We start from the raw sequence: 21,163 nt of genomic DNA, 5'->3' as shown, positions 1-21,163 counted from the left end.
ATCGCGCCACTCGGGTGGGCAGCCACGTCACCACCTCGTAAGCGCGGCGTAAGACCGCCGTCATGGAACTGACGGCCCTCGCGCGGTTCGGTGGAGGAGGGCCGGCCACACGGGTCGGCCGGAGGGAGAATCATGAACCGCACACGCACGTTGACCGCCGTCGCCACCGCCGTCCTCGCGGCCGGAGCCGTGCTGCTGCCCGCCGCGGCCGCCCAGGCCGGTGTGAGCGGGGCGGCGTTCTACGTCGACGGAGTGGCGTACCGGACCGTCGCGACGCCGAACGACCTGTCCGGCACCGGGGCGCCGGCTCACTCGTTCGACGTCATCTACGACCTCGGCGGCCACCAGCTCAACGTGGCCCAGGCTGCGCCGGGCGACACCGACTACAACGGCGGCCGCTGGATGGTCCACGCCGTGTCGTTCCCGTCCGGCTACGACGACGCACTGGCGGCGGGCGACCTGGACGGCGACGACGTGCTCGGCAGCGCCGAGGAGGTCGCGGCCGCGATCGGCGCGGGCTTCGCCGTCGACGCCGGCGTGGTCGCGTCGTTCACCTGCCCGGTCATCCCGCTGTCGCGCGCCTGACCCGCTTGCGTCGGCGGCCTCTAACTACTGCTGCTGGAGGCCGCCGGCCACGTGCGCTTCGCCTCCAGTACCCAGAACGCTGAGAACAAGGCGATCTCCCAGGCCTCGAGCACGATCACCGTGTATTGCGATTGCAGAAACGCGAGAATAACGGCGAGCGGGATCCCGGCGAGCATCAGGAAGAAGATCGTGCGATAGCCGTTGACGCCCGGCCCTGTTCCGCCGAACGGGCCCGGCCAAGCGTGGCTGGCCACCGCCGCCGCGAGGCTCACGAAGAGCAATATGGCTGCGGCGACGTGCACGCCCTGGAAGCTGTCGTCCGCGAATCCGCGGAGGGCAATGAGAGCAAGAAACGCGATGCCGAGCACGTTCGTCGTTATGAACACCCATTTGGTTGCCCGCCGCTCCAGCAGGTTGGGGACAGTCCAGTGCCCGAAGCGCCATTCCAGGAGTGCGAAGACAACAGCGATCACGATGACAGCACCAATGGTGGTGCGTAGCGCGTATACCGCCTCTCGGCGTTCCTCGGTCCCGAGGGACGCGAGAGTCTCCGCGAGCCCCGTCGGCACGAAGGCGACGAAGATCGCATAGACGCCGGCGACATTGAGGGTGTAATCCTCGAATGGCGGAAAGCCTCGGTAGACGATCAGGCACACGCCGGTGCCCACCATGGCGCCAACAAAGACGTCGCGGATCGGACCCAGGTAGTAGGCGCTGATGGAGCCTTCCACCTGTCCGGCGAAGGAAAGGATCAGGATCGCGAGAAACATCAGCGCGGTCAGCGTCACCAGCATGAGTCGCAGGTGGCGGTAGGTCTCGCGTGCCAAAATATTGGCTGCGTCGCCAGCCGGGGGCTGAGCTGCGCTTGCCACAACGTCATTGGTGTCGGCCATGCATTGATGCTCACCCTGCCCGGCCGTTCTGTCCAGCGTGTCCGGATTAATCACCCGTCCACGCCGGATAAGTGTTCGTGATTCCGTCGCCCGGATTTCACCCGGGTGGTTGTGCATCTGGAACGGCTCACGACATTCTTTGTTGAGGCCGCCGACGCCGGGATGGGCATCGTCCTGTGGCTCGACTGAAAGTCGTCATGCCACAGTCGTGTGATCGCTCGCGCGGGGCGGCGGTCAGTCCTCGCGCCCGGGCTTCGACGAGCGCAGCCGCTTGGTCGCGGACCGCTGCTTCTTGGTGGTCAGCCGCCGCTCCTGCGAACCGCGGGTTGCACGCGTGGCGCGGCGGCTCCGTGGGGGAGGGGCCAGAGCGTCGACCACGAGGGCGGCCAGGCGCCGAGCTGCGGCGTCGCGATTGCGCCGCTGCTCCCTGTGCTCCGAGGCGACAACGGTGAGGACGCCGTCGACGAGGCGGTCCGCGAGCCGATCCATGATGCGCTGGCGCTGCACCTCGCTCAGGACTGCGGACCGGCTGGCGTCCCAGGACAGCTCGACGCGCGAGTCCGTCGTGTTCACGCCCTGACCGCCCGGCCCGGAGGAGCGGGAGAACCGCTCGGTGAGCTCGGCCCGAGGAATCGTCAGGGCGGGGCTGACCGTGAGACCAGGGCGGACGGGTGAAGGCATGTGCTCATCGTCTCGCCATCGGCGGCGTGGGTCACCATGAATTGGGCTCACTCCAGTCCCACCTGATCCCGGGCACTCCGAACCGTTCACTCCGGGCCGGGCAGGCCGAGGCGGGCCCTGGTACGGCACCAGGACCCGCCTCTGATGGATTCGCTCAGGATCAGGGCTGGATCGTGGGAACGAAGTTGTCCAGGAAGAACTGGCCCTCCGTGCCCGCGGGCACCTCGGCCATGAACCGGGTGACGACGCCCGTGCTCGCGGACCGGACGTAGACCTCGAACTGGATGGCCTCGACCGACGGGTCGGCCCAGCGCCCGTACTTCCCGGCCGCAAGTACGGCCTCCGAGGCGCCCTCGTGCGGGGTCGGCGACGGCGATCGTCGTCGAAACGGTCGTGAGGCCTACGACGAGGCCGGCCGTCAGCACGATGGAACGCCCCTTCGTATGTGTGTGTCTCATGGCTTCCCAGACGCAGCAGGCGGCCGGAGGGTTGTGCCCGTTCCAGAAGACGCCCCGAACGGTGCCCCGACGCTGCACGCGGTTCGGGCGGAGTTACTCCGACCGCTCATTTCGGGTGCACGGTTAGGGTAGCCTAACCTCCGGAAAGCTCCGTGACCGCGGGGCACTGCAACGAGATCAGGAGACCCCGTGGCCACCACTGGATCACGCACGCGCGCGGCGACGCTTGCCGTCGCTGTCGCTATCGGCCTCACCGGATGCGGTGCGTCTGAGGTGGTGGAGGCGGAGCGACCGGCCGCGACCGGTGAGGGTCGCACGGAGTACCCGCTCACGCTGGAGAACTGCGGTCAGGAAGTCACCATCGAGTCGGCCCCTGCCCGGGTCGTGTCCCTTGACCAGAACTCCACCGAGATTCTCCTGTCGCTCGGACTTGAAGACCGGGTCGTCGGTACCGCGTCATGGACGGACCCCGTGCTCGACTCTCTCGCCAAGGCGAACGAGGACGTTCCGAGGCTCGCGGACGATGCGCCGACCTATGAGGTGCTCCTCGGGGCGGACCCAGACTTCGTCACGGCGTCGTTCGGACGTCATTACAACGAGGGGGGCGTTGTCGAGCGCGAGCGTCTCGAGGAGACCGGTATCGGCTCGTATCTCTCGCCGACGGACTGTGACAACGGTCAGAGCATCAACGGTGGCGGCACCCGGACGGCACCGCTGACAACCGATGCGCTGTACCAGGAGATCCGGGAGCTGGCGGAGATCTTCGATGTCGCCGACCGTGGCGCGCGGCTGGTCGCTGATCTGCAGGAGCGCGCGGCGGCCGCCACGGAGGGCGTCGACTTCGAAGGGCGAACCGTCATGTTCTGGTTCGCCGACACCAAGACCCCCTACGTCGCGGGTGGGTTGGGCTCGGCGTCTCTTCTGGCGACGACGACCGGGATGGAGAACGTCTTCAAGAGCGAAGCGGATGACTGGCCGGCGGTGGGATGGGAGAGCGTGGTCGAGGCAGACCCTGACATCCTCGTCCTGGGCGACCTCCAGCGGGACCGTTTCCCGGGAGACCTCCTCGATGACAAGGTCGAGTTCCTCGCACAGGACGAGCTGACCAGCACGCTCGACGCGGTCGACCAGGAGCGGTTCATCGCGCTGCACGGCGCGGAGATGAATCCGTCCATCCGGTTCGTCGACGGTCTGGAGAAGATCCAGACGTGGTGGTCGGCGAACAAGGACGAGCTCTGAACGCCCTGACGCTGCCCGTCGCCGCTGATTCCCCTTCCCGGCGCGAACGGCAGTGGTCGCGCTACGGTGCGGCGTCAGTTCTGACACTTGGCGGGCTCATCGTCCTCGCAGTGTCGGTCGGTGTCGCTGTCACGTTGGGTCCGGCCGACGTGTCCCTCGTGAACGTGCGGGACATCCTCCTGAACCACCTGGGGCTGGCTGAGATCCCCGTGCGGGTCTCCGAGGACGCCATCGTGTGGCAGGAGCGACTGCCGCGGGCCCTCGTCGCCGCTGCCTGCGGCGCTGGGCTGGGCCTGTGCGGAGCGATCCTGCAATCCCTCCTGCGGAACCCCCTGGCTGATCCGTTCGTGCTCGGAGTCTCGTCCGGGGCCTCCACGGGAGCAGTCGCGGTGGGCATGCTCGGCCTCGGCGGGAGCTCGCTCGGGTTGTCAGGCGGCGCGTTCCTCGGCGCGCTCGTCGCCTTCGGCCTCGTTCTGCTGCTGGCACGCTTCGCCAGCAGCGGCACCTCCGGGGTGATCCTCGCGGGAGTGGCGAGCACGCAGCTGTTCTCGGCGCTGACCTCCCTCATCATGTTCGCGTTCGCGGACTCTGACGAGGCCCGCGGGGTGATGTTCTGGCTCCTCGGCTCCCTGGAGGGGATGCGCTGGAACGACGTCGGTCTCAGCACCGCCGTCGTCGGCGTGGGCGCCATCGTCTGCATCGCCTCGGCCCGCTCACTGGATGCCTTCGCCTTCGGTGAGGACGTCGCGGCGTCCCTCGGTATCCCGGTGGCACGGACTCGTGTGCTGCTGCTGATCCTCACGGCTCTGCTCACCGCGACGCTCGTGAGCATCGCCGGTGCCGTCGGCTTCGTGGGACTCGTCCTGCCGCACGCGGCACGGTTGCTGTTCGGGCAACGACATGCCCGGGTGATCCCGGCAACGATCGTCCTCGGCGCGGTGTTCATGGTCTGGGTGGATGCCGCCTCGCGAGTCGCTTTCGCGCCGACGCCGCTGCCGGTCGGTGTCGGGACCGCTCTCGTCGGCGTCCCGGTGTTCGTGCTGTTGCTGCTGCGCAGAAAGGGGCGCGCATGACGCTCAAGGCCCAACATGTCTCGTGGCGACGTGGAGGCACACTCGTCGTCGACGGCGTGACACTACAACCCGCGCCCGGGTCGACCGTCGGACTGCTGGGCCCCAACGGTTCGGGCAAGTCCTCGCTCCTGAGGCTGCTCCAGGGGATCGCCAAGCCCGACTCGGGGACGATCACGCTCGATGACACCGACCTGGCTCTCCTGCGCCGCCGCGAGGTCGCCCAGACCGTTGCGAGCGTTACCCAGCACGCCGACACCGATGTCGACATCGTGGTTCGCGACGTAGTCCGGCTCGGCCGCACTCCGCACCGTTCCCCGTTCGGCGGCGAGCTCGCGCGGGATGAACGCATCATCTCGGAGGCTCTTGAACACGTCGGACTCACGGCGAAAGCGGATCGCCTCTGGCACACGCTCTCCGGCGGGGAACGTCAGCGCGCGCACATCGCACGGGCGCTGGCCCAGGAGCCGCGGGAGCTCCTGCTCGACGAGCCGACGAACCACCTGGACATCCGCCACCAGCTCGAGCTGCTCGAGCTCGTTGCGGCGCTGCCAGTGACCGCGATCGTCGCCCTGCACGATCTCAACCTGGCCGCGATGTTCTGCGACACCGTCGTCGTGCTGCAACACGGTCGGGTCATCACCGCCGGCCCTCCGGCGGAGGTTCTCACCCCGGAACTCATCGCCGATGTCTACGGCGTCAGGGCACATGTGACTCGTGATGACTACACGGGCCGCCCGACCGTGACATTCCAGCCCGGACCGCCGAAGGGCGAGGTTCTGCGGCCCTTGCAGGCCTCGACGTCGGTCCGGAGTGCCTAGACGCGAGCTTGTCTCGGCAGGCCCACTCCTCTGAGCCGCCGCCTGGGCGCGCGAGCCAGCTCGCCAGAGGGGAACCTTTGAGCATGAGCGGCCGCCTGCCCGACGCGCCTGTGCGCCGACCGATGAGCCTCCAGCGTTGGGAGCACGTGGCGTTCGTCCACTGGCGATACCCAGCCTCAGCGCTGCGACGGTTCGTGCCGGCGGGCCTCGAGGTTCAGGAGATCGACGGATCGGCCTGGGTCGGGTTCGTGCCGTTCCTCTTTGCACGGCTGCGCGCGCCGGGCCTGCCGGCCGTCCCGGGATGGTCGACGTTCGCTGAGCTCAACCTGCGCACCTACGTGTCGGACGGCGAGCACGACGGTGTGCTGTTCCTGCGGGTGCTGTGCGCCCGGCGCCTCGTCGTCGGGGCGTTCCGGGCCGGCCTCGGCCTGCCGTACGTGCACTCACCGGGCTGGGTCGAGAGGACCGCGGACGCGACGTCGTACGAGGCGGCGGGTACGCACGCGCTCGTCGTGGTCGGGCCCCGGGAGGAACCTGACGCCCTCGTCACGTCGCTCACCGGCCGCTGGTCGACGTTCACCCGGCACCGCGGCCGGCTCTGGCGCGTCCCGGTCGAGCACCAGCCGTGGCCGCTGCACCGAGCTCGGCTGGAGCGCCTCAGTACCAGCATGCTGACCGACGCCGGGCTGCCGCCGCCGGAGGGCCAGCCGCTGGTCCACTGGTCCCCGGGCGTCGACGTGCGGTTGGGGGCGCCGCGGCCTGCGGCGTGACGAAGGTGGACCTGAGCTTTGGCCACGTTGCAGCCGAAGCGGAATGTGCGCGCTAACATTTCGCGCCGGCCAAAGCGGCCCGGCCACTTGAAGGTCCTGGGAGACCCCATGCGCACAACCCTGCACGACGGCGTGCCCGCCCGGCCGCGCCGCCTCCGAACCCTACTCGCGGGCGTTCTCGCCGCCGTCACGGCCACGATCGGCCTCACAGCTCTGCCCGGCGCTCCGGCCGCGGCCACGCCGACCGTGGGCCAGTGGTACGCCATCACCAGTGCCCACTCCGGGATGGCCCTGCAGATCTCAGGCGGCTCGACCGCCACCAGCGCCGAGCTGGTGCAGCAGCCCCGCACCGACGCGACGAGCCAGCAGTTCCGGCTCGTGGACTCCGGCGGCGGCTACTTCCGCCTGCAGGTCCGGCACTCGAACCAGGTGCTCGACGTCCTCGGCCGGAACGCCGCCGACGGCGCCACCGTCGGCCAGTACACGGACCTGAACGGCACGAACCAGCAGTGGTCGATCACCGAACAGTCGAACGGGACCTACAGCTTCATCAACCGGTTCTCGGGCAAGGCGCTGGACCTGTGGAACTTCTCGACGACGGCAGGCGCCCGAGTCTCGCAGTTCACGTACAACGGGCTGGCCGCACAGCGGTGGATCCTGAACCCGATCGGTACGCCCGCGCTGTCCAACCCGATCCGCTCCAACGGGGCCGACCCCTGGATCGAGTACTGGGACGGCTTCTACTACATGTCGACGACCACGTGGGACTCGACGGTGATCATGCGCCGCGCGACCACCCTGGCCGGCCTCAAGACCGCGACGGACACCGTGGTGTGGGACGACTCCGGCGTCTCGAACCGGTGCTGCAGCCACTGGGCTCCCGAGTTCCACCGGATCAACGGCACCTGGTATCTCATGTACACGTCGGGGAACTCGCAGACGGACTTCGGCGGCCAGCGGATGCACGTGCTCCGCTCCACCAGCAGCACGCCGATGGGTCCTTATGAGTTCATGGGCACCCCGCTGCCGAACCAGTGGAACATCGACGGGACCTACCTCGAGCTGAACAACAACCTCTACCTGCTGTGGTCCGAATGGATCGGCGACAACCAGTCGATCCGTATCGCGCAGATGTCGAACCCGTGGACCGTCTCGAGCAACCAGTACACGATCGCCCAGCCCAGCTACTCGTGGGAGACCGTGGGCGCGCGCGTCAACGAGGCCCCCGTCGTGCTGCAGCGCAACGGGCGGACCTTCCTCACGTACTCCGCATCGTCGTGCACCACGGCCGACTACAAGCTGGGGCTGTTGACCCTCACCGGGACGAACCCGCTGCTGTCCGCGTCGTGGACCAAGCGGTCCACGCCGGTGTTCCAGCAGGGCAACGGCACCTACGGGCCCGGGCACAACGGATTCTTCACCTCGCCGGACGGCACGGAGAGCTGGATCGTCTACCACGGCAACACGTCGTCCAGCCAGGGCTGCGGCTCGACGCGGGAGACGCGCGTGCAGAAGTTCACCTGGAACTCCGACGGCACCCCGAACTTCGGGACGCCGGTCTCGCGCGGCGCGACGCTGACGCCGCCGTCGGGCGAGTAGCCCGCGGGGGGCGGGGCGGTTCCGGGTCAGCGATCCCGGAGCCGCCCCGCCGCCGCCCGGTGTGCTCGCCCCACAGTGCGGACCAGGTCAGGTCGCGCGACCTGGCTACGCCGCCTCGGCCGCCGGGACGACGCGGTAGCGCAGGCACGTGCGCACTCCGACCTCCTGGACGCTCACCTTCTCCAGGGTCGCCGGCGGGTCGCCGTCGAACAGGCGCACACCGTCGCCGAACAGGACCGGCATGACGTCGACGGCCAGCTCGTCGACCAGACCCGCCGCCAGAAGCTGGTGGAACAGGTCGGCGCCGCCGATCAACGTCACGTCACGCTCCCCGGCAGCCTCGACTGCGCGCTTCACGGCCGCCTCGACACCGTCCGTGACGAACGTGATCCACAGCCGCTCGTTGCGCTTCGGCTCGACCGGCGGCGGGTTGTGCGTCACGACGAAGATCGGCACCTGGAACTCGTAGTCCACCGCGTAGCTGTCGGGGTCCTCGGCGAGGTCGAACGTGCGCCGGCCCATGAGCACCGCGCCGGTCTCGTCCTGCAGCGCCCGCATGTACGCGCTGCCCATCAGTTCGTCGTAGTCCGAATACAGCGCCGCGAAGCTCCCGTGGGCGTCCTGGACGAAACCGTCGAGCGAAACCGTCGCCCCCGCGATCACCTTGGCCATGGCGTTCTCCTCCTTCGCGCACGATGCGCGGTCAAGGGGAAGACCCGATCCCGGCGCACAACTCATCGGTCGACCTCCACTGCTTGGGTCCCGTGCCAGACTGCCGATATGCCCGTGCCCTCGTTGCTGCTCCCGTCACCGGTCGAGTTGCTCGAGGACGAACGTCTCGACGCCGCGGGTGTGCAGGTGCTGATCAAGCGGGACGATCTGATCCATCCAGATCTGCCGGGCAACAAGTGGCGCAAGCTGAAGTACAACCTCGAAGCAGCCCAGGCTGCCGGCGCCTCGCGCCTGCTGACGTTCGGCGGCGCGTACTCCAACCACATCCGGGCCGTGGCCGCGGCGGGCGCGTTGTGCGGGTTCGAGACGATCGGCGTTATCCGGGGCGAGGCATACGACCCGCTGAACCTGTCGCTGCGGTTCGCTGTGGACCACGGCATGCGCCTGACGTACCTGGACCGTCAGACGTACCGGCGCAAGACCGACCCCGACGTGGTCGACCGCCTCCACGCAGAGTTCGGCGAGTTCCACCTGGTGCCCGAGGGCGGCACCAATGCCCTGGCCGTACACGGGTGTGCCGAGATGGTCAGTGAGATCACCGAGGGCTTCGATGTCGTCTGCTGTGGCGTCGGCACTGGTGGGACCCTGGCTGGCATAGCAGCAGGGCTCAGGCCCGGACAGCGGGCGATCGGGTTCTCCTCGCTGAAGGGCGGGGACTTCCTGTCCGACGACGTAGGTGCGCTCCAGCGTGACGCGCTCGGAGAGGTGACCAGAAATTGGGAGATCGAGACCGGTTACCACTTTGGCGGGTACGCCAAGTCCAAGCCGGAGCTGGTCGCGTTCATCGACGACTTCCAAGCCCGCCACGGACCGCGGCTGGACTGGGTTTACGTGGCCAAGATGATGTACGGCGTCCATGAACTCGCCGCTCGGGGGAGGTTCCCCGCGGGGACGAGGATCGTCGCGGTGATCACCGGTCCCGACTTCGATACTCAGACCCGCTCGTAGTACTCCCGCTGTCGAGATCGAGCGGCCGCCTCTCGATGCGGTTCCCGGACCGCCGGTGCGGCACCGTGGATGAGGGTGCGCAGTGGGCACCCGGGTGCGACGATCGGAAGGCGGGGGCTGGACCGTCCCGAGAGGATGATGATCACGATGACCGCGTTCACCGTTTGGAAGTTCGACGATCCCGGGGGCGCCGAAGCGGCCGCGGCGAACCTCAAGCAGGCGGCGTCGGAAGGGCTGATCACCGTGGTCGATCACGCCGTGGTGTCCTGGCCCGAGGGGCAGGCGAACCCGACAACCAAGCAGGCGCACGACAGCGAGTGGCGCGGCACCGGATTGGGCGCGTTCTGGGGGCTGCTGCTCGGCACCTTGTTCTTCGTGCCGATCATCGGCGCTGCTGCCGGTGCGGCGATCGGCGCCCTGGCCAGGCACACCGAGGCCGTCGGCATCGACCGGAAGCAGCTCGAGACGATCCGGGAGCAGGTCACGGCCGGCACGTCCGCGCTGTTCGCCGTGACCCAGGAGGGGGACCTCGACCGCGTCGGCGAGCGGTTCCACGGCTTCCGCGGCAAGCTGATCGCGACCAACCTCACCGAAGCTGAGAGGTCCACCCTGCTGGAGACGTTCGGCCCCTGACCTGGTTGATCCGGCTGGAGCCGGCCGACGAGGTCCGGCTGTCCAGGGTGGGGCTTGAGCGGCGGTCGGCCGGGCGATCCCCGGCGCCGACCCGTGCTGACGCGCTACTTGGAGCGCTCGCGTGGCCGTCCGATGCGCGTCCAGTCACCCCTCGATTCCGGCACCTGACCCCGTGACGATCGGTGACGCGAGTCAACCGTTGTCGCAGGTCAGGTGCCGGGCAAGTGGTCCGAACGTCAGGGCTCCTGGGGCGGTCGTGGGGAACCCGGCGCCGTCGTCTCGGCCAGCCTGGCGGTGCGCTGGTACCGGGACCACAGGATGAACGCCGTGCCCGCGACGATCAGCAGGATCGCGACCAGCACCGCAGAACTGGTACCTGATGGGCCGGTCGCGGCGAGCTCACCGTCGTCGGGTCCGTCCGCGCCGTCCGTGGGCCCCACCGGGTCCTTCGTCGGCGACGGCTCGGGCTCCCGTCCGTCGCCCATGTCGGGCGGCGGAGCCGGGGTGGGCGGACCGGACGGCGGGGGCGTCGTCGGGCTGGGCGCCGGGCCGGGATCGGTCACGACCGCGGTGTCGCCGCCGAGATAGCCGGTGGTGCTGTCGATGTCGCCGTACCGCACCGTCTCCTTCGCCGACTGGCTCGTGGTGACCGGCATCTCCGGGTGTTCCGCCTGGAAGCGCAGCCGGTTGATGTTCTCCTTGGGCTGCTTGTCGAACATCACCCCGCCGGTGTAGAACTCGTACTCGAGCACCACGCCGTCCTCCTCGTACTCCCGCGTGAAGTGGAAGTCGCCCTCGTAGTACGACTTGCGATACTCGGCGAAGATCGCGTTCCGGTCCCATTCGACGCGTGACGGCCACGCGCTAGCGTCGTCGGAGCCGATGATCGAGTTGTAGGCACCGGCACGTTCCGCGTTGCGCTCCTTGACCCACTCCGCCGCCACGCGGGACGTGTAGACCGTCCGCAGGTCGGCGTACCGCAGGTCGGCGTTCACGATCTCCTCCACCTCAGGGGCGATGATCTCCTGGATCTGGCGGTCGTTGTGGTCCTGGACCCACTGCGGCTGGTCGCACGCCTGGCCGGGCAGCGAGTCCCACGGCTCGACGCTCACGTTCAGCGGGGCGTCGATGATGTAGAACCGGCCGTCCTCCTCGCGGACCTGCGCCGGGTGGGGCTCGATCCACATGCGGTACCCGCTCCAGCACGGGGCCCCGTTCTCGTGGGCGAGGGAGTCCCAGAAGCGGTCGCCGACCGGGTTGCCCGGCGCCATCAGCCGGGCGAAGTCGTGCTTCATCTCCAGGTCGGCCTCCAGCAGGACACGCCCCGCGTCCGTCTCCGCGAACTTGTCGTCGACGATCACGTCCGGCTGGTCGGGGTGCAGGTTCACCCAGAACCGGTTCGGGTGCAGCGCGAGCCAGGTGAAGAACGAGTCGGACGCCAGGTCGAGCTTGGCCTGGCCGCCCCAGGACGGGTTGGCCTCGTCGTCGTTCAGGCCCGCCTTGAAGGAGTACTCCATGCCTTCGCCCGCGGCGGGCTCGGTGATGTACCGCAGCTCCAGCGAGGTCCAGTCGATGCCACCCGGGGCCCGGACGGCGTTCATCGCGTTCGGCGCCCTGCGGAACGCGTCGGCGATGCGCCGGGCGTCGGTGGGGGTCTTGCCGGACTGGCGCGCGAGGTCGGCCACCGGGCTCTGGGGGAACATGTGCAGGTTCCCCCCGGGGATCCGTCGTATCTGGAACGCGCTCGGCTTCGCCGTGGAGCTGGTGGGCGTGTAGACCCTGCGCTCGACCGGGGCGTACGTGTGGTGCCCGATGCCCCGGCTGGCGAGCCGCTGTTGGTCAGCGGGGGTGATGCTCCGTCCGACGACGGTCGCTCGGGCACCGGTCTCCTTCGCGAGCTTCTGGTCGAACCGCTCCTGCCACGCGTTCGGTACCTTGCCGGCCTTCGCGTCCATCACGTGCTTGATGTTCTTGGTGGTGTCTCGGCGGGCGAAGTCGACCACCCGGTCCTTTTTCACGAACTTGTCGGCAAGCTTCCTGGCCTCGGCGTCGGTCTTGCCCGCCCGCTTGTGCCGGTCCATCTCGTCCTTGTGGATCTCGTCGCGGATCTTCTTGAAGAGGTCGGGGTGGTTGTTCCTGATCGAGTACTGGCAGAACCACTCGTCGCCGCCGAGCTCCATGAACTCCGCGACGTCCTGCTCGTATGCCGGGCCGCGGCGGCCGTTCCCCTCACCGTTGATGTAGCTGTGCGCGAGGTAGTCCTCCCACGTGCCGGGGTCCGTGCCCTTCTTCTTGTGCGCGTTCAGATGCTTCTGCCAGTACTGGTAGGCGTGCTCGATCGTCGCGTTGTCATACTTCTTCTTCAGGCTGATGTTGGCGAGATCTGCGGCCGTGGGTGCCTTCAGGCCGGACAGTGTCAGACGGGGCCAGTTGAGGTCGTACGTCCTCGCGACGTCCCCCCTGCTGCGGAACTCGTAGGCGCCCGGCGGGCGTTCGCCCGGCAGGGTGCCGGGCCGGGGCGGGTTCTTGATGTTGTACGTCTTGTCGCAGGTCCGGGGTACCTTCGGGGCGGCGAGCGGGTCGACGTCGTCCGGGTCGTCCTGAGCCGCGGGACGCTCACGCGTCCCACCCGGCTCGGTGGTGCCGTCGGTCGGGTCCGGCGTGCTGCCGACCGCCGGTTCGCCCTCGCTGCCGGAAGGGCTGGGAACGGTGGAGCCGTTCCCCGGGTCCGGCTCCTTGCCCCCTGGCCCGACCAGCCCGTCGAGAAGTCCGTCGAGGAGACCGTCCTGGTCCCCGCCCTGGTCGTCCGAGGCCGTTGTCTGCACCGAGCCGGAAGCTGACGCTGTCGCGACGCCCGGCGAGAGCACCAGCGTCGCTGCCAGGATGCCGACGAACCACCGTCTTGGCCAGCCGTCGGACCTGTCACTACTCCACACCATCACGCGCCCCTTTTCGAGGGCACCGCCAAGTCGCGCGCGATGTGCGTGCCCCCTCAGACAACACCGCCGCGAATCAAGTTAATGTAGAAATGACCGCATTGCCACGATATTGAAGGCTGCTCGACTGAACCGCGAATGCCTAGCAGAACACCTGCCGTTAGCTGGCAGACGACCTCGTACCCGGACGGGAACACATAGGCGCACGAAATGCTGCGCCAGGTCAGTGCCGCTCCGTCGTGTGGAAGCTGAACCGCGCCACCTCGCGCACCCACGCGCGGTAACTGCCCACCTCGGCGGGGACTCCCGCGGCAGCTGCGCGCTCCGCGACGCCGTGCATCCGCCGCCATGCCGCGCACGCGGCGCACCGCTCGTGGCCTGCGGACGCGTGCTGGCCGCCCAGGGTCTCGATCACGGCGGTGAGGTGCGCGGCGTCGGCCCGGTCCTCGAGCTCGCCGAGTAGTTGCGCGGTCTGCTCGGGAGCGCCCACGAGCAGGGCCAGCAGGAGGGCGGCGGGCCGCAAGTCGCCGTCGGGCCTCGTCGCGAACCGGACCAGCTGGTACAGCGTGAGCAGCTTCTTCGCCGCGCGCGGCGTGGTCACGGCCCCGTAGACCAGCGCCAGGAGCTCCGCCTCCCGGTCGCTCAGGGTGCACCCGGGGACACGTGTGGCGTCAGTCGAAGAGCGGCGCGACGGCGCCTATGACCGGCCACGCGCCCTCTGAGGTGTTGCCGACGACGGTGGCGGTGGTCCGCGTCCGGGGGTCGTGCGTCGAGCGGAACGAGACGCCGGCGTCGTAGCCCTCGATGACCAGGGCCGGCCCGCTGTGGTGCAGCCACAGGCCCAGGCCGTAGCGGAGGTTCTCGGCCGGCACGTCGTGGCGGGGCCGGCTCATCTCGGCGACCGTCCCGGGCGACACGATGCGGCCTGCCGTCAGTGCCTGCCAGAACGTGTGCAGATCGTTGGCGGTGGTGTAGATGCCACCGTCGCCGTTTCCGCGGACGGGAAGGTGCAGCACGTTCGTGCGGTAGCCGGTGGCGTGCAGGTAGCCGAGCGCGGCGTCGCCGGGCAGCTCGTCGGAACGCAGGAACCGAGTCGCCGCCAGCCGCGCTCGGTCGCACACGTCCTGCTCGACGAGCTCGTGGAAGCCGCGCCCGCTCGCCCGTTCGGCCAGCAGGGCCAGGACTACGTATCCGCCATTGTTGTAGGCGAACCGCTCGCCGGGCGGGAACGCCTGCGGGTAGCCGTCGAGGACGGGCACGAACGCTTCCGTCTCGGCGAGCGTGTGCACGGGCACCGGCAGGACGTAGTCGGCGGCGTCCCATTCGGCCTCCTCGTCGAGGTAGTCGCCGATGCCGGACGTGTGGGTGAGCAGCTGCTCGACCGTGACGTCGTCGTCGATGAGCGGCAGATCGTCGCCGAGCAGCGGGCGAACGCGGTCGCCGAGGCCCAGCACGCCCTGTTCGACGAGTCGGAGGACGGCGAGCGCAGTGAACACCTTGCTGCCGCTGGCGATGGCAAACCGTGTGCCGGCGGTGTTCGGGACCCGCAGCGCCCGGTGGGCGAACCCGTAGCAACGCTCAACTTCGCGGCGGTCGCCGACGTCGACGGTGACGATCCCGCTGAACGACGCCTTGGCCGCTGCCTCGTCGAGCACCTGCTCCTTGAGCTCCATGCCGCCGACGCTACGCGCGCAGCTCCATCCACGGATCCCTTTAAGGCTGTCGGGCAGGTCGGCACGGGCCCGAGAAACCACCCGCGATCCGGGCCTCCAGTGGTGGCGCCAACCTCTCGACTCCGGTTGACTGGCTTGCGCCGCTCTATCCCGACACGTAGAGATTGAGGCCATATGTCCGTCACGTCGGAGACTGATCCGCCAACCGCAGACCCGCCCGCGGGCGATCCGCCTCCCGTCAAGCGGCCGAAGGGCGGCTCTGCGGAGCCTCCTCGGCGCCGATCCAAGTTTTCCGAGCAGACGATCGGTGGCCTCATCGGCGCTGCGGCGACCGCGGTCGCGACGATCGTCGCTGCGTTCATCGGCATCAGCAACGAGACCATCATCGTGCCCGCGGTCGACAACCGGCCGATCGACGTCTTGAACGAGAAGATCGACGATCTCCAGACTTCAGTCGAGGACCTGTCCGGAGAGAACGAGGGACTGCAGGCGGAGGTCCAAGAGCGTGACGCAGAGATAGCCCAGCTCCAGACAACGGAACCGACGTCGCCGCCGAGCACGCGACCTGTCGAACCCGCGCCCGCGAGTACCGTCTACGCCGACCAGCGGGTCGCCCTGGTCGGTTCCGACGAGAGCGGGCGTATCGCCTTCGTCGAACTTGATGACGCTCCGGCCGCGGACACGATGCTCTCCTCCGAGTGGGACGAGACACGGTCGAAGGGCGGGCCCCTCGGCGACATCGGTACTTACGGCACCTTCCACGGCGACGAGCTCGCCTGGTCCCGAACCGGCACGTGGTACAGCAAGGTGAGCGCGCCGGCCGACCCCGCGGAGTGTCGGGAGGGCGCGAACGGCTCGGACGACTCTGACGTCACGCTCGAATTTCTCGCGGTCGGCGACGTGATCTGCCTCCTCACCACGGAGGACGGAGTTGCGCGGCTGACGGTCACGAAGGTCGATGCCGAGAGCTCGCCCGGAAGCGTGGAGTTCTCCGCGACCCTCTGGAAGTAGTCAATCGGGAGGCGCGTGTGCGCCGGCGCTGCGCGGCGCTCAGGACGGCGAACGAAGCGGCATCCCAGGACAGCTCGACAGGCGAATCCATCGTGTTCACCCGTTGGCCGCCGGGGGCGGAGGAGCGGGAGAACCGTTCCTTGAGTTCGGCCCGGGGATCGTCAGAGCGGGACCAGCCGCGCGACCGTGGCTGACGGGTGAGGAAATTCGCCCATGGCCCCATGGCCCATGGCCCCATGGCCCCATGACCTCGACCAGTGATGAACCGTTGGTACCCTTTGCGCGGCTTGTGGTCAGTGAACTGCGCAGCGCCTACTCGAACGGACCAGCATGAAGACAGTGAGGCACGCCGCGCGGCAAGGCGGGCGCAGATACCGGCTCATATGGGGCGCCGCGGTCGCGCTGACCGTCGTGGGCGTTCTCTTGTACTCGGTCATGACGCCGCTATTCGACGGCGCGGTCGACACCGCGCGGACCGAGGTCGTTCCTGTCAACGGCACCCCGCAGGTGAGCGACCCGACCACCACCGCGACGGGCACACCGACCCCCTCAGGCAGCCCGACCCCCACAGCCAGCCCGACTCCGAAAGCCAAGGCATCCGCCAAGGCGGCGCGGCCGTCGCCCACCGCGACCCCGCCGCCGCCGTCGACCACCGCCGTGTCCGCGGGACGGATCGGCCCCGGGACCACGTACGAGGGCGACGCCACCGTCTACGAGGCCGGAGACGGCAACGGCGCCTGCAGCTTCGGCCCGAGCGACGACATGATGGTCGTGGCGATGAACGAGACCGACTACGAGACCTCCAGGGCGTGCGGCGCCTACGTGCTCGTCCGTGCGGCGAACGGCAACTCCGTCACGGTGCGCGTCACCAACGTGTGCCCCCTGCCCTGCGCACCCGGGCAGCTCGACCTCAGCAAGCAGGCGTTCGCCGAGCTCGCCGATCCGATGCTCGGCCGGATCCCGGTCACCTGGAACCTGCTGAGCCCCGGTTCTGCCGGCACGATCTCCATCCGGTACAAGGACGGGTCGAGCCAGTGGTGGTGCGGCATCCAGGCGATCGACCACCGGAACCCGGTCGCGAAGCTGGAGGTCGACGCCGGGGACGGCTGGCGGGCGTTGCCCCGTACCGGGTACAACTACTTCCTCTCCGAGAACGGCAGCGGTTGCGGCGGCGATATCAGGATCACGGACATCTACGGCGAACGGCTGACCGTCAGAGGACTCCCGGTGCGCGCGGACGTCGTGCAGCCGACCGGGGTCCAGTTCGCCCAGCACTGAGGACGCGCCCCGCCCAGCACCGCGAGGCGGTGGCAGAACGGAATGCTTCGGTCATACCGCGAGCAGACTTCCGCGGCGGGCGAGGCCGCGCACGTGCGGGCGGGCGCGGGCGCGGTCGCGAACGATCAGCTCGTGCAACAACTCACGGACGATCGTTGAGTTGTGGACCCCGTCTGACGAGACCCTCTCGGCCTCCAGCAGGACCAGCGCCGCGGACTCGTCCTCACCACGTCGCACGAGACTGCGAGCCATGGAGATCAGCGCGGCCGACCTGCGCTCCACGCTCGGCATGCTGTCCAGGTCGAGCCGAGCTGACAGCTCGACGACGTCGTCCGGACGCCCGAGCGCGGCGCTGATCGCCAGCGCATGGATGTCGACGTTCCCGGAACCGAACTTGGTCCACGGGTCGCAGTAGTCCCGCCCGAGGGCATCAGCGGCATCCCGCGCGACGCGGTGCAGCGCCCAGGCGCGGCCGTCCTGAGCGGACTGCGCGGCGCAGACCGCCGCTGCCAGGTGCAGCATCCCGTACGCGCCAAGGAGGTCCTTGCGTGGGTTCGCCGGGTCGATGCGGGCGTGGAGCTCGTCGGCGGAGACGAGGCAGATCCGGGTCGCCTCGTCGTGGTGACCGGCGCTCCGGTACGTGCCCGACAGGGCCCAGGCGGACAACGCGATGAGGTACGGGTCGTCCGCCGCGCGGGCTATGTGGGCGGCGCGGTCCGCCACTACCCATCCCAGGTCTCCGGACGGGACATGGTGCAGCCACTGTCGCGCGATCTGGTAGGCACCCGCCAGGGTTCGAGCACCGCGCGCCTGGTCCGAGGACGTCGCATGGGCGGCGTGAGCGTCAGCCACGAGCGCGGGAAGGACCGCGCCTACCGCACGGTGCGCGGACGGCGACTCGTGCCAGATCCTCCAGGCCTCGTCGACGCGGGCGGCCACCTCAGCCAGGTCGGGTGCCGGGTCAACGACGGAGATCGGTCCGGCCGAGCGCATGATGACCTCGCGCAGCGCGGTCACGGTATCGGCCTGCGAGTGGCCGGCACCGGGAGTCAGGGTGTCCAGGGGCCTGCCGATCAGGTCATCGAGGGTGCAGCCGACCACCGATGCGATCTGGACCAGGTCCGTGAGCCGCTCGGCGTGCCGGCGGCCCTGCTCCACGGCGGAGACCCACTGGACGGACCTGCCTATGCGCTCGGCGAGCGAGAGCTGCGTCACGCCTACGGCGCGACGGTGGGCGGCGATCGCCGCTCCCACGCCACGCAACAGGTCCGCATCCCCTGCCATGTCTTCAACGATAGGCGGGCTGCGGGCGGACGAGGATAACGAAAGGGGCCTCAAACTGCTACGTGTGTAGCAGCCCGCACCTCCCTGGTGCCCTAGCGTCGTTCGCGATGGAAGCGCTACCACGGATCGGACGTGCCTTCGGCCGGGAAGGCTGGCCCGAGATGTTAACGCTCACCCTCGCGGCCCTGGTGATGACACTGGGCGCCGCAGTATGGCAGGCCGTGCGTCACGAGCTCACCGCAGCAGAGCGCCACGCGCGGAACGTCTATCCGCACTGAGCAAGGGAAGCAAGAACCATGTGGGAAGTCACAGCACACCGCGTCACCACGAACGGCGAATTCGAGATGCCAACGGCCTATCTCAGCGCACGGGTGTACGACATCCGGAACAACCGCGACGCGCGTACTGCGGCTAGCCACCTCTTCGGCCCGGACGTCCGCTTCGAGGTTCGCGCGATCGGCGTCGACTCGTGAACGCGCCGAGGCCGGTCGCCATCGGACACGTCTACGGTGCCGATGACCTCTTGGTGAAGCGGCAGCGTGCGGAGGTGACCAGGTATGTCGTGGCCGAGGGCCTCGCCCTGGCGGACGTCCTGCATGACCACGGTGACCGGCTGACCACCAGCCAGGTCGCGGACGCAGCCCGTCAGCTCGGCGCCGCTGTTGTGGTCCTCCTCAGCAGGTCCCGGCTCGCCGCCGCCTCCACGCGCCTGGCCTCCGAGCTCGAGCAGCACGGCATCCGATGCGTGCTGCTGGGAGCGGTCCCACGGCCGACCGTGCGGCCCGGTCGGCCCAGAAGATCGTGCTCGAGGTCAGCCGTGGCGGGGCTGGCTTCCGCATGAGCAGCACGCCCACGAACGCCTGGACGACGCCGAGCCTGGTGGCGCTGGACATCGACGGCACGCTGATGCACCCCAACGGGCACATCAGCCGCGAGGTGCGCCAGGCGATCGACCTGGCCCGCGCCGCCGGACATCACCTCGTCCTGGCGACCGGCCGGTCGCTGGCCGGTCTCATGCCCGTCGCCGCCCGGCTCGGACTCACCGACGGATACGCGGTGGCGTCCAACGGTGCGCTCGCGATCCGCCTCGACCCCGACGCGCCGGACGGGCACCGGTACCTGCGCGCCCGGTTGTTCGATCCCGACCCTGTGATCCGTCGCGCGAAACAGCTCGCACCGGAGGTCTGCGTGGCGGTCGAAGAACCCGGTTGGGGATGGCGGGTCAGCGGGCTGTTCGACCCGGACGCCCTCCACGGAGAGCACGAGAGCACCTCGGTCGCGGACCTGAGCGCGGCACACGCCGTGCGGGTAGTGCTGTCCGGTTCCGGGATCAGGCGTCATCTGGACGCGCTGCGCACAACCGGGATGACGGTCACGCCGGCCGGTCCGGACTGGCTCGACGTCACCGGCGTCGGCGTCTCGAAAGCCACGGCCCTGGAGTTCCTCCGGACGAAGCTCGGAGTCCCGGAGGAGGCTACGGTCGCGGTCGGCGACGGGGCCGACGACGTCGAAGCCCTGATCTGGGCCGCCCGTGGCGTCGCGATGGGCCACGCGTCCGCGACCGTCCGCTCGGCCGCCGACGAGGTCACCGGGACGATCACCGAGAACGGCGCCGCGACCGTGCTGGCCTCGCTGCTGCCGACGCCTGATCATTCGGCGGGTCGCACCCTCTGAATGCCCGCGGGCGCTCTTGTCGCGTCACCTCGTGCTCGGTGTCGCTAGCCTGGTGCGATGCTGATCGAGGGAGTGCAGGTCAAGCCCGCCCTGGTCGAGGAAGGCGTCTGGCCGTGGACGGTCCCGGCCGTTGCTGAGATCGCTGCCCACGGCGTGCGCCTCAACAGCAGCATCGTGGTCCTCATGGGCGCCAACGGCAGCGGCAAGTCCACCCTGCTGGAAGCGATCGCCGAAGGGTACGGGCTGGACGTCCGCGGCGGCCATGGCGGCCGGAAGTACGCCAGCACCCTGGAGAGGAGCCCCCTGGGCGAGGCGATCATGCTGGACCGCACCTCGGTCGGGTCGGGGATGACCCGACGCAACGCAAAGGGTTTCTACCTGCGGGCCGAGACCGCCTTCGGGATGCTCGAATACATGACCGGCGCCGGAATGCCCGGCTACGGCGACAAGCCGTCCTGGGAGGTCAGCCACGGCGAGTCCTACCTCCAGGCAATCCTCGGGCGGTTCAGCGGGCCTGGCTTGTATCTCCTGGACGAGGCCGAGGGACCGCTGTCGTTCGAGTCGACCCTGCAGCTGCTGTACCGCCTGCAGGACGTCGCGGCCGAGCGTGCCACGCAGGTCATCTACGCGACGCACTCGCCGATGGTCGCGGCTCTGCCCGGGGCGCAGATCCTGGAGATGACCGAGCACGGTGTCGCCGAACGCAAGTGGGCAGAGCTGGAGTCGGTGGCTCTGTGGAAGAGATTCCTCGGGCGGCCCGATCGGTTCTTCGACGCTACCTGATCGGTTGGTCGGATCAGCACCCGCTCCCAGTGCAGGGGACGCGGTCCGGCGCCGTCCGCGGAGACCGTCGATCCGGATCTGCACCTCGGATCGAT

21 protein-coding genes are annotated in these 21,163 nt (G+C 69.1%); 14 read left to right on the top strand and 7 right to left on the bottom strand.

Features of this window, described 5'->3' with window-relative positions:
• The first annotated feature begins 132 nt into the window (after nt 1-132).
• Complete coding sequence (locus tag IE250_RS02020) at nt 133-585, top strand: hypothetical protein (RefSeq protein ID WP_189667588.1); 453 nt, start codon at nt 133-135, stop codon at nt 583-585.
• 20 nt (nt 586-605) lie between these two features.
• On the opposite strand, the gene IE250_RS02015 is transcribed toward IE250_RS02020, so the two are convergent.
• Together IE250_RS02015 and arfB are read right to left on the bottom strand one after the other, a co-directional pair.
• On the bottom strand, nt 606-1,478 hold the full coding sequence (locus IE250_RS02015) for a hypothetical protein (RefSeq protein ID WP_189667587.1): 873 nt from the start codon (nt 1,476-1,478) through the stop codon (nt 606-608).
• A gap of 234 nt (nt 1,479-1,712) precedes the next feature.
• Nucleotides 1,713-2,159 (bottom strand): alternative ribosome rescue aminoacyl-tRNA hydrolase ArfB, encoded by a 447-nt coding sequence (gene arfB / locus IE250_RS02010; RefSeq protein WP_189667586.1) that lies wholly within the window; start codon nt 2,157-2,159, stop codon nt 1,713-1,715.
• 647 nt (nt 2,160-2,806) lie between these two features.
• Between arfB and IE250_RS02005 the strand changes: the two genes are divergently transcribed.
• From IE250_RS02005 to IE250_RS01985, 5 genes are all read left to right on the top strand, one after another.
• Complete coding sequence (locus IE250_RS02005) at nt 2,807-3,856, top strand: ABC transporter substrate-binding protein (protein ID WP_189667585.1); 1,050 nt, start codon at nt 2,807-2,809, stop codon at nt 3,854-3,856.
• A gap of 110 nt (nt 3,857-3,966) precedes the next feature.
• Nucleotides 3,967-4,929 (top strand): FecCD family ABC transporter permease, encoded by a 963-nt coding sequence (locus IE250_RS02000; RefSeq protein WP_229872057.1) that lies wholly within the window; start codon nt 3,967-3,969, stop codon nt 4,927-4,929.
• Nucleotides 4,926-5,747: an ABC transporter ATP-binding protein gene (locus IE250_RS01995; protein ID WP_189667584.1), complete on the top strand. Its 822-nt coding sequence runs from the start codon at nt 4,926-4,928 to the stop codon at nt 5,745-5,747. Before IE250_RS02000 ends, IE250_RS01995 begins: the two co-directional genes overlap by 4 nt.
• 83 nt (nt 5,748-5,830) lie before the next feature.
• On the top strand, nt 5,831-6,517 hold the full coding sequence (locus IE250_RS01990) for a YqjF family protein (RefSeq protein ID WP_189667583.1): 687 nt from the start codon (nt 5,831-5,833) through the stop codon (nt 6,515-6,517).
• Between the two features lie 108 nt (nt 6,518-6,625).
• The gene (locus tag IE250_RS01985) at nt 6,626-8,116 is read left to right on the top strand and encodes a family 43 glycosylhydrolase (protein ID WP_189667582.1); all 1,491 of its coding nucleotides are present in this window, start codon (nt 6,626-6,628) and stop codon (nt 8,114-8,116) included.
• A gap of 105 nt (nt 8,117-8,221) precedes the next feature.
• Here IE250_RS01985 and IE250_RS01980 read toward each other — a convergent pair whose 3' ends face one another.
• On the bottom strand, nt 8,222-8,788 hold the full coding sequence (locus IE250_RS01980) for a dihydrofolate reductase family protein (RefSeq protein WP_189667581.1): 567 nt from the start codon (nt 8,786-8,788) through the stop codon (nt 8,222-8,224).
• 108 nt (nt 8,789-8,896) lie between these two features.
• On the opposite strand from IE250_RS01980, the gene IE250_RS01975 reads away from it, so the two are divergent.
• Both IE250_RS01975 and IE250_RS01970 read left to right on the top strand, forming a co-directional pair.
• Nucleotides 8,897-9,796 (top strand): 1-aminocyclopropane-1-carboxylate deaminase/D-cysteine desulfhydrase, encoded by a 900-nt coding sequence (locus IE250_RS01975; protein ID WP_189667580.1) that lies wholly within the window; start codon nt 8,897-8,899, stop codon nt 9,794-9,796.
• Nucleotides 9,797-9,943: 147 nt separating this feature from the next.
• Entirely contained in the window at nt 9,944-10,429 is a 486-nt protein-coding gene (locus IE250_RS01970; RefSeq protein ID WP_189667579.1) for a DUF1269 domain-containing protein, read from the top strand.
• 236 nt (nt 10,430-10,665) lie between these two features.
• Here IE250_RS01970 and IE250_RS01965 read toward each other — a convergent pair whose 3' ends face one another.
• From IE250_RS01965 to IE250_RS01955, 3 genes are all read right to left on the bottom strand, one after another.
• Nucleotides 10,666-13,368, bottom strand: a complete 2,703-nt coding sequence (locus IE250_RS01965) for a hypothetical protein (protein WP_189667578.1) — start codon at nt 13,366-13,368, stop codon at nt 10,666-10,668.
• A gap of 220 nt (nt 13,369-13,588) precedes the next feature.
• Nucleotides 13,589-13,966 carry a hypothetical protein gene (locus tag IE250_RS01960; RefSeq protein ID WP_189667577.1) on the bottom strand — a complete coding sequence of 126 codons (378 nt, stop codon included), beginning with the start codon at nt 13,964-13,966 and terminating at the stop codon, nt 13,589-13,591.
• Between the two features lie 70 nt (nt 13,967-14,036).
• Nucleotides 14,037-15,038 carry a serine hydrolase domain-containing protein gene (locus IE250_RS01955; RefSeq protein ID WP_189667576.1) on the bottom strand — a complete coding sequence of 334 codons (1,002 nt, stop codon included), beginning with the start codon at nt 15,036-15,038 and terminating at the stop codon, nt 14,037-14,039.
• A 387-nt stretch (nt 15,039-15,425) separates the two neighbouring features.
• On the opposite strand from IE250_RS01955, the gene IE250_RS01950 reads away from it, so the two are divergent.
• Both IE250_RS01950 and IE250_RS01940 read left to right on the top strand, forming a co-directional pair.
• Nucleotides 15,426-16,049, top strand: a complete 624-nt coding sequence (locus IE250_RS01950; RefSeq protein ID WP_189667575.1) for a hypothetical protein — start codon at nt 15,426-15,428, stop codon at nt 16,047-16,049.
• Between the two features lie 330 nt (nt 16,050-16,379).
• Complete coding sequence (locus IE250_RS01940) at nt 16,380-17,327, top strand: expansin EXLX1 family cellulose-binding protein (protein ID WP_189667574.1); 948 nt, start codon at nt 16,380-16,382, stop codon at nt 17,325-17,327.
• Between the two features lie 51 nt (nt 17,328-17,378).
• Here IE250_RS01940 and IE250_RS01935 read toward each other — a convergent pair whose 3' ends face one another.
• Nucleotides 17,379-18,611, bottom strand: coding sequence for a helix-turn-helix domain-containing protein (locus IE250_RS01935; protein ID WP_189667573.1), 1,233 nt, complete (start codon nt 18,609-18,611; stop codon nt 17,379-17,381).
• A 344-nt stretch (nt 18,612-18,955) separates the two neighbouring features.
• Between IE250_RS01935 and IE250_RS24765 the strand changes: the two genes are divergently transcribed.
• The 4 genes from IE250_RS24765 (at nt 18,956) to IE250_RS01920 (ending at nt 21,068) form a co-directional block, all read left to right on the top strand.
• Nucleotides 18,956-19,084 (top strand): hypothetical protein, encoded by a 129-nt coding sequence (locus tag IE250_RS24765; RefSeq protein ID WP_268247766.1) that lies wholly within the window; start codon nt 18,956-18,958, stop codon nt 19,082-19,084.
• A 74-nt stretch (nt 19,085-19,158) separates the two neighbouring features.
• A complete protein-coding gene (locus IE250_RS01930) occupies nt 19,159-19,452 on the top strand; it encodes a hypothetical protein (protein WP_189667572.1) in 294 nt (97 codons plus the stop codon).
• Nucleotides 19,449-20,285, top strand: coding sequence for an HAD family hydrolase (locus tag IE250_RS01925; RefSeq protein ID WP_189667571.1), 837 nt, complete (start codon nt 19,449-19,451; stop codon nt 20,283-20,285). The genes IE250_RS01930 and IE250_RS01925 overlap by 4 nt, the downstream gene beginning before the upstream one ends.
• Before the next feature lie 57 nt (nt 20,286-20,342).
• Complete coding sequence (locus tag IE250_RS01920; protein ID WP_189667570.1) at nt 20,343-21,068, top strand: AAA family ATPase; 726 nt, start codon at nt 20,343-20,345, stop codon at nt 21,066-21,068.
• The last annotated feature ends 95 nt before the right edge of the window (nt 21,069-21,163 follow it).

Origin of the sequence: Promicromonospora soli (assembly GCF_014653785.1) — a bacterium.
GTDB classification, from domain to species: domain Bacteria; phylum Actinomycetota; class Actinomycetes; order Actinomycetales; family Cellulomonadaceae; genus Promicromonospora; species Promicromonospora soli.
The sequence above is the reverse complement of the archived record's forward strand: the minus strand, read 5'-3'. Positions and strand labels throughout refer to the sequence as shown.

Coding starts and splice junctions, on each gene's coding strand:
- IE250_RS02020 (WP_189667588.1), top strand. CDS start 133: ATGAACCGCACACGCACGTTGACCGCCGTCGCCACCGCCGTCCTCGCG.
- IE250_RS02015 (WP_189667587.1), bottom strand. CDS start 1,478: ATGGCCGACACCAATGACGTTGTGGCAAGCGCAGCTCAGCCCCCGGCT.
- arfB (WP_189667586.1), bottom strand. CDS start 2,159: ATGCCTTCACCCGTCCGCCCTGGTCTCACGGTCAGCCCCGCCCTGACG.
- IE250_RS01995 (WP_189667584.1), top strand. CDS start 4,926: ATGACGCTCAAGGCCCAACATGTCTCGTGGCGACGTGGAGGCACACTC.
- IE250_RS01990 (WP_189667583.1), top strand. CDS start 5,831: ATGAGCGGCCGCCTGCCCGACGCGCCTGTGCGCCGACCGATGAGCCTC.
- IE250_RS01985 (WP_189667582.1), top strand. CDS start 6,626: ATGCGCACAACCCTGCACGACGGCGTGCCCGCCCGGCCGCGCCGCCTC.
- IE250_RS01980 (WP_189667581.1), bottom strand. CDS start 8,788: ATGGCCAAGGTGATCGCGGGGGCGACGGTTTCGCTCGACGGTTTCGTC.
- IE250_RS01975 (WP_189667580.1), top strand. CDS start 8,897: ATGCCCGTGCCCTCGTTGCTGCTCCCGTCACCGGTCGAGTTGCTCGAG.
- IE250_RS01970 (WP_189667579.1), top strand. CDS start 9,944: ATGACCGCGTTCACCGTTTGGAAGTTCGACGATCCCGGGGGCGCCGAA.
- IE250_RS01965 (WP_189667578.1), bottom strand. CDS start 13,368: ATGGTGTGGAGTAGTGACAGGTCCGACGGCTGGCCAAGACGGTGGTTC.
- IE250_RS01955 (WP_189667576.1), bottom strand. CDS start 15,038: ATGGAGCTCAAGGAGCAGGTGCTCGACGAGGCAGCGGCCAAGGCGTCG.
- IE250_RS01940 (WP_189667574.1), top strand. CDS start 16,380: ATGAAGACAGTGAGGCACGCCGCGCGGCAAGGCGGGCGCAGATACCGG.
- IE250_RS01935 (WP_189667573.1), bottom strand. CDS start 18,611: ATGGCAGGGGATGCGGACCTGTTGCGTGGCGTGGGAGCGGCGATCGCC.
- IE250_RS24765 (WP_268247766.1), top strand. CDS start 18,956: ATGCCAACGGCCTATCTCAGCGCACGGGTGTACGACATCCGGAACAAC.
- IE250_RS01925 (WP_189667571.1), top strand. CDS start 19,449: ATGAGCAGCACGCCCACGAACGCCTGGACGACGCCGAGCCTGGTGGCG.
- IE250_RS01920 (WP_189667570.1), top strand. CDS start 20,343: ATGCTGATCGAGGGAGTGCAGGTCAAGCCCGCCCTGGTCGAGGAAGGC.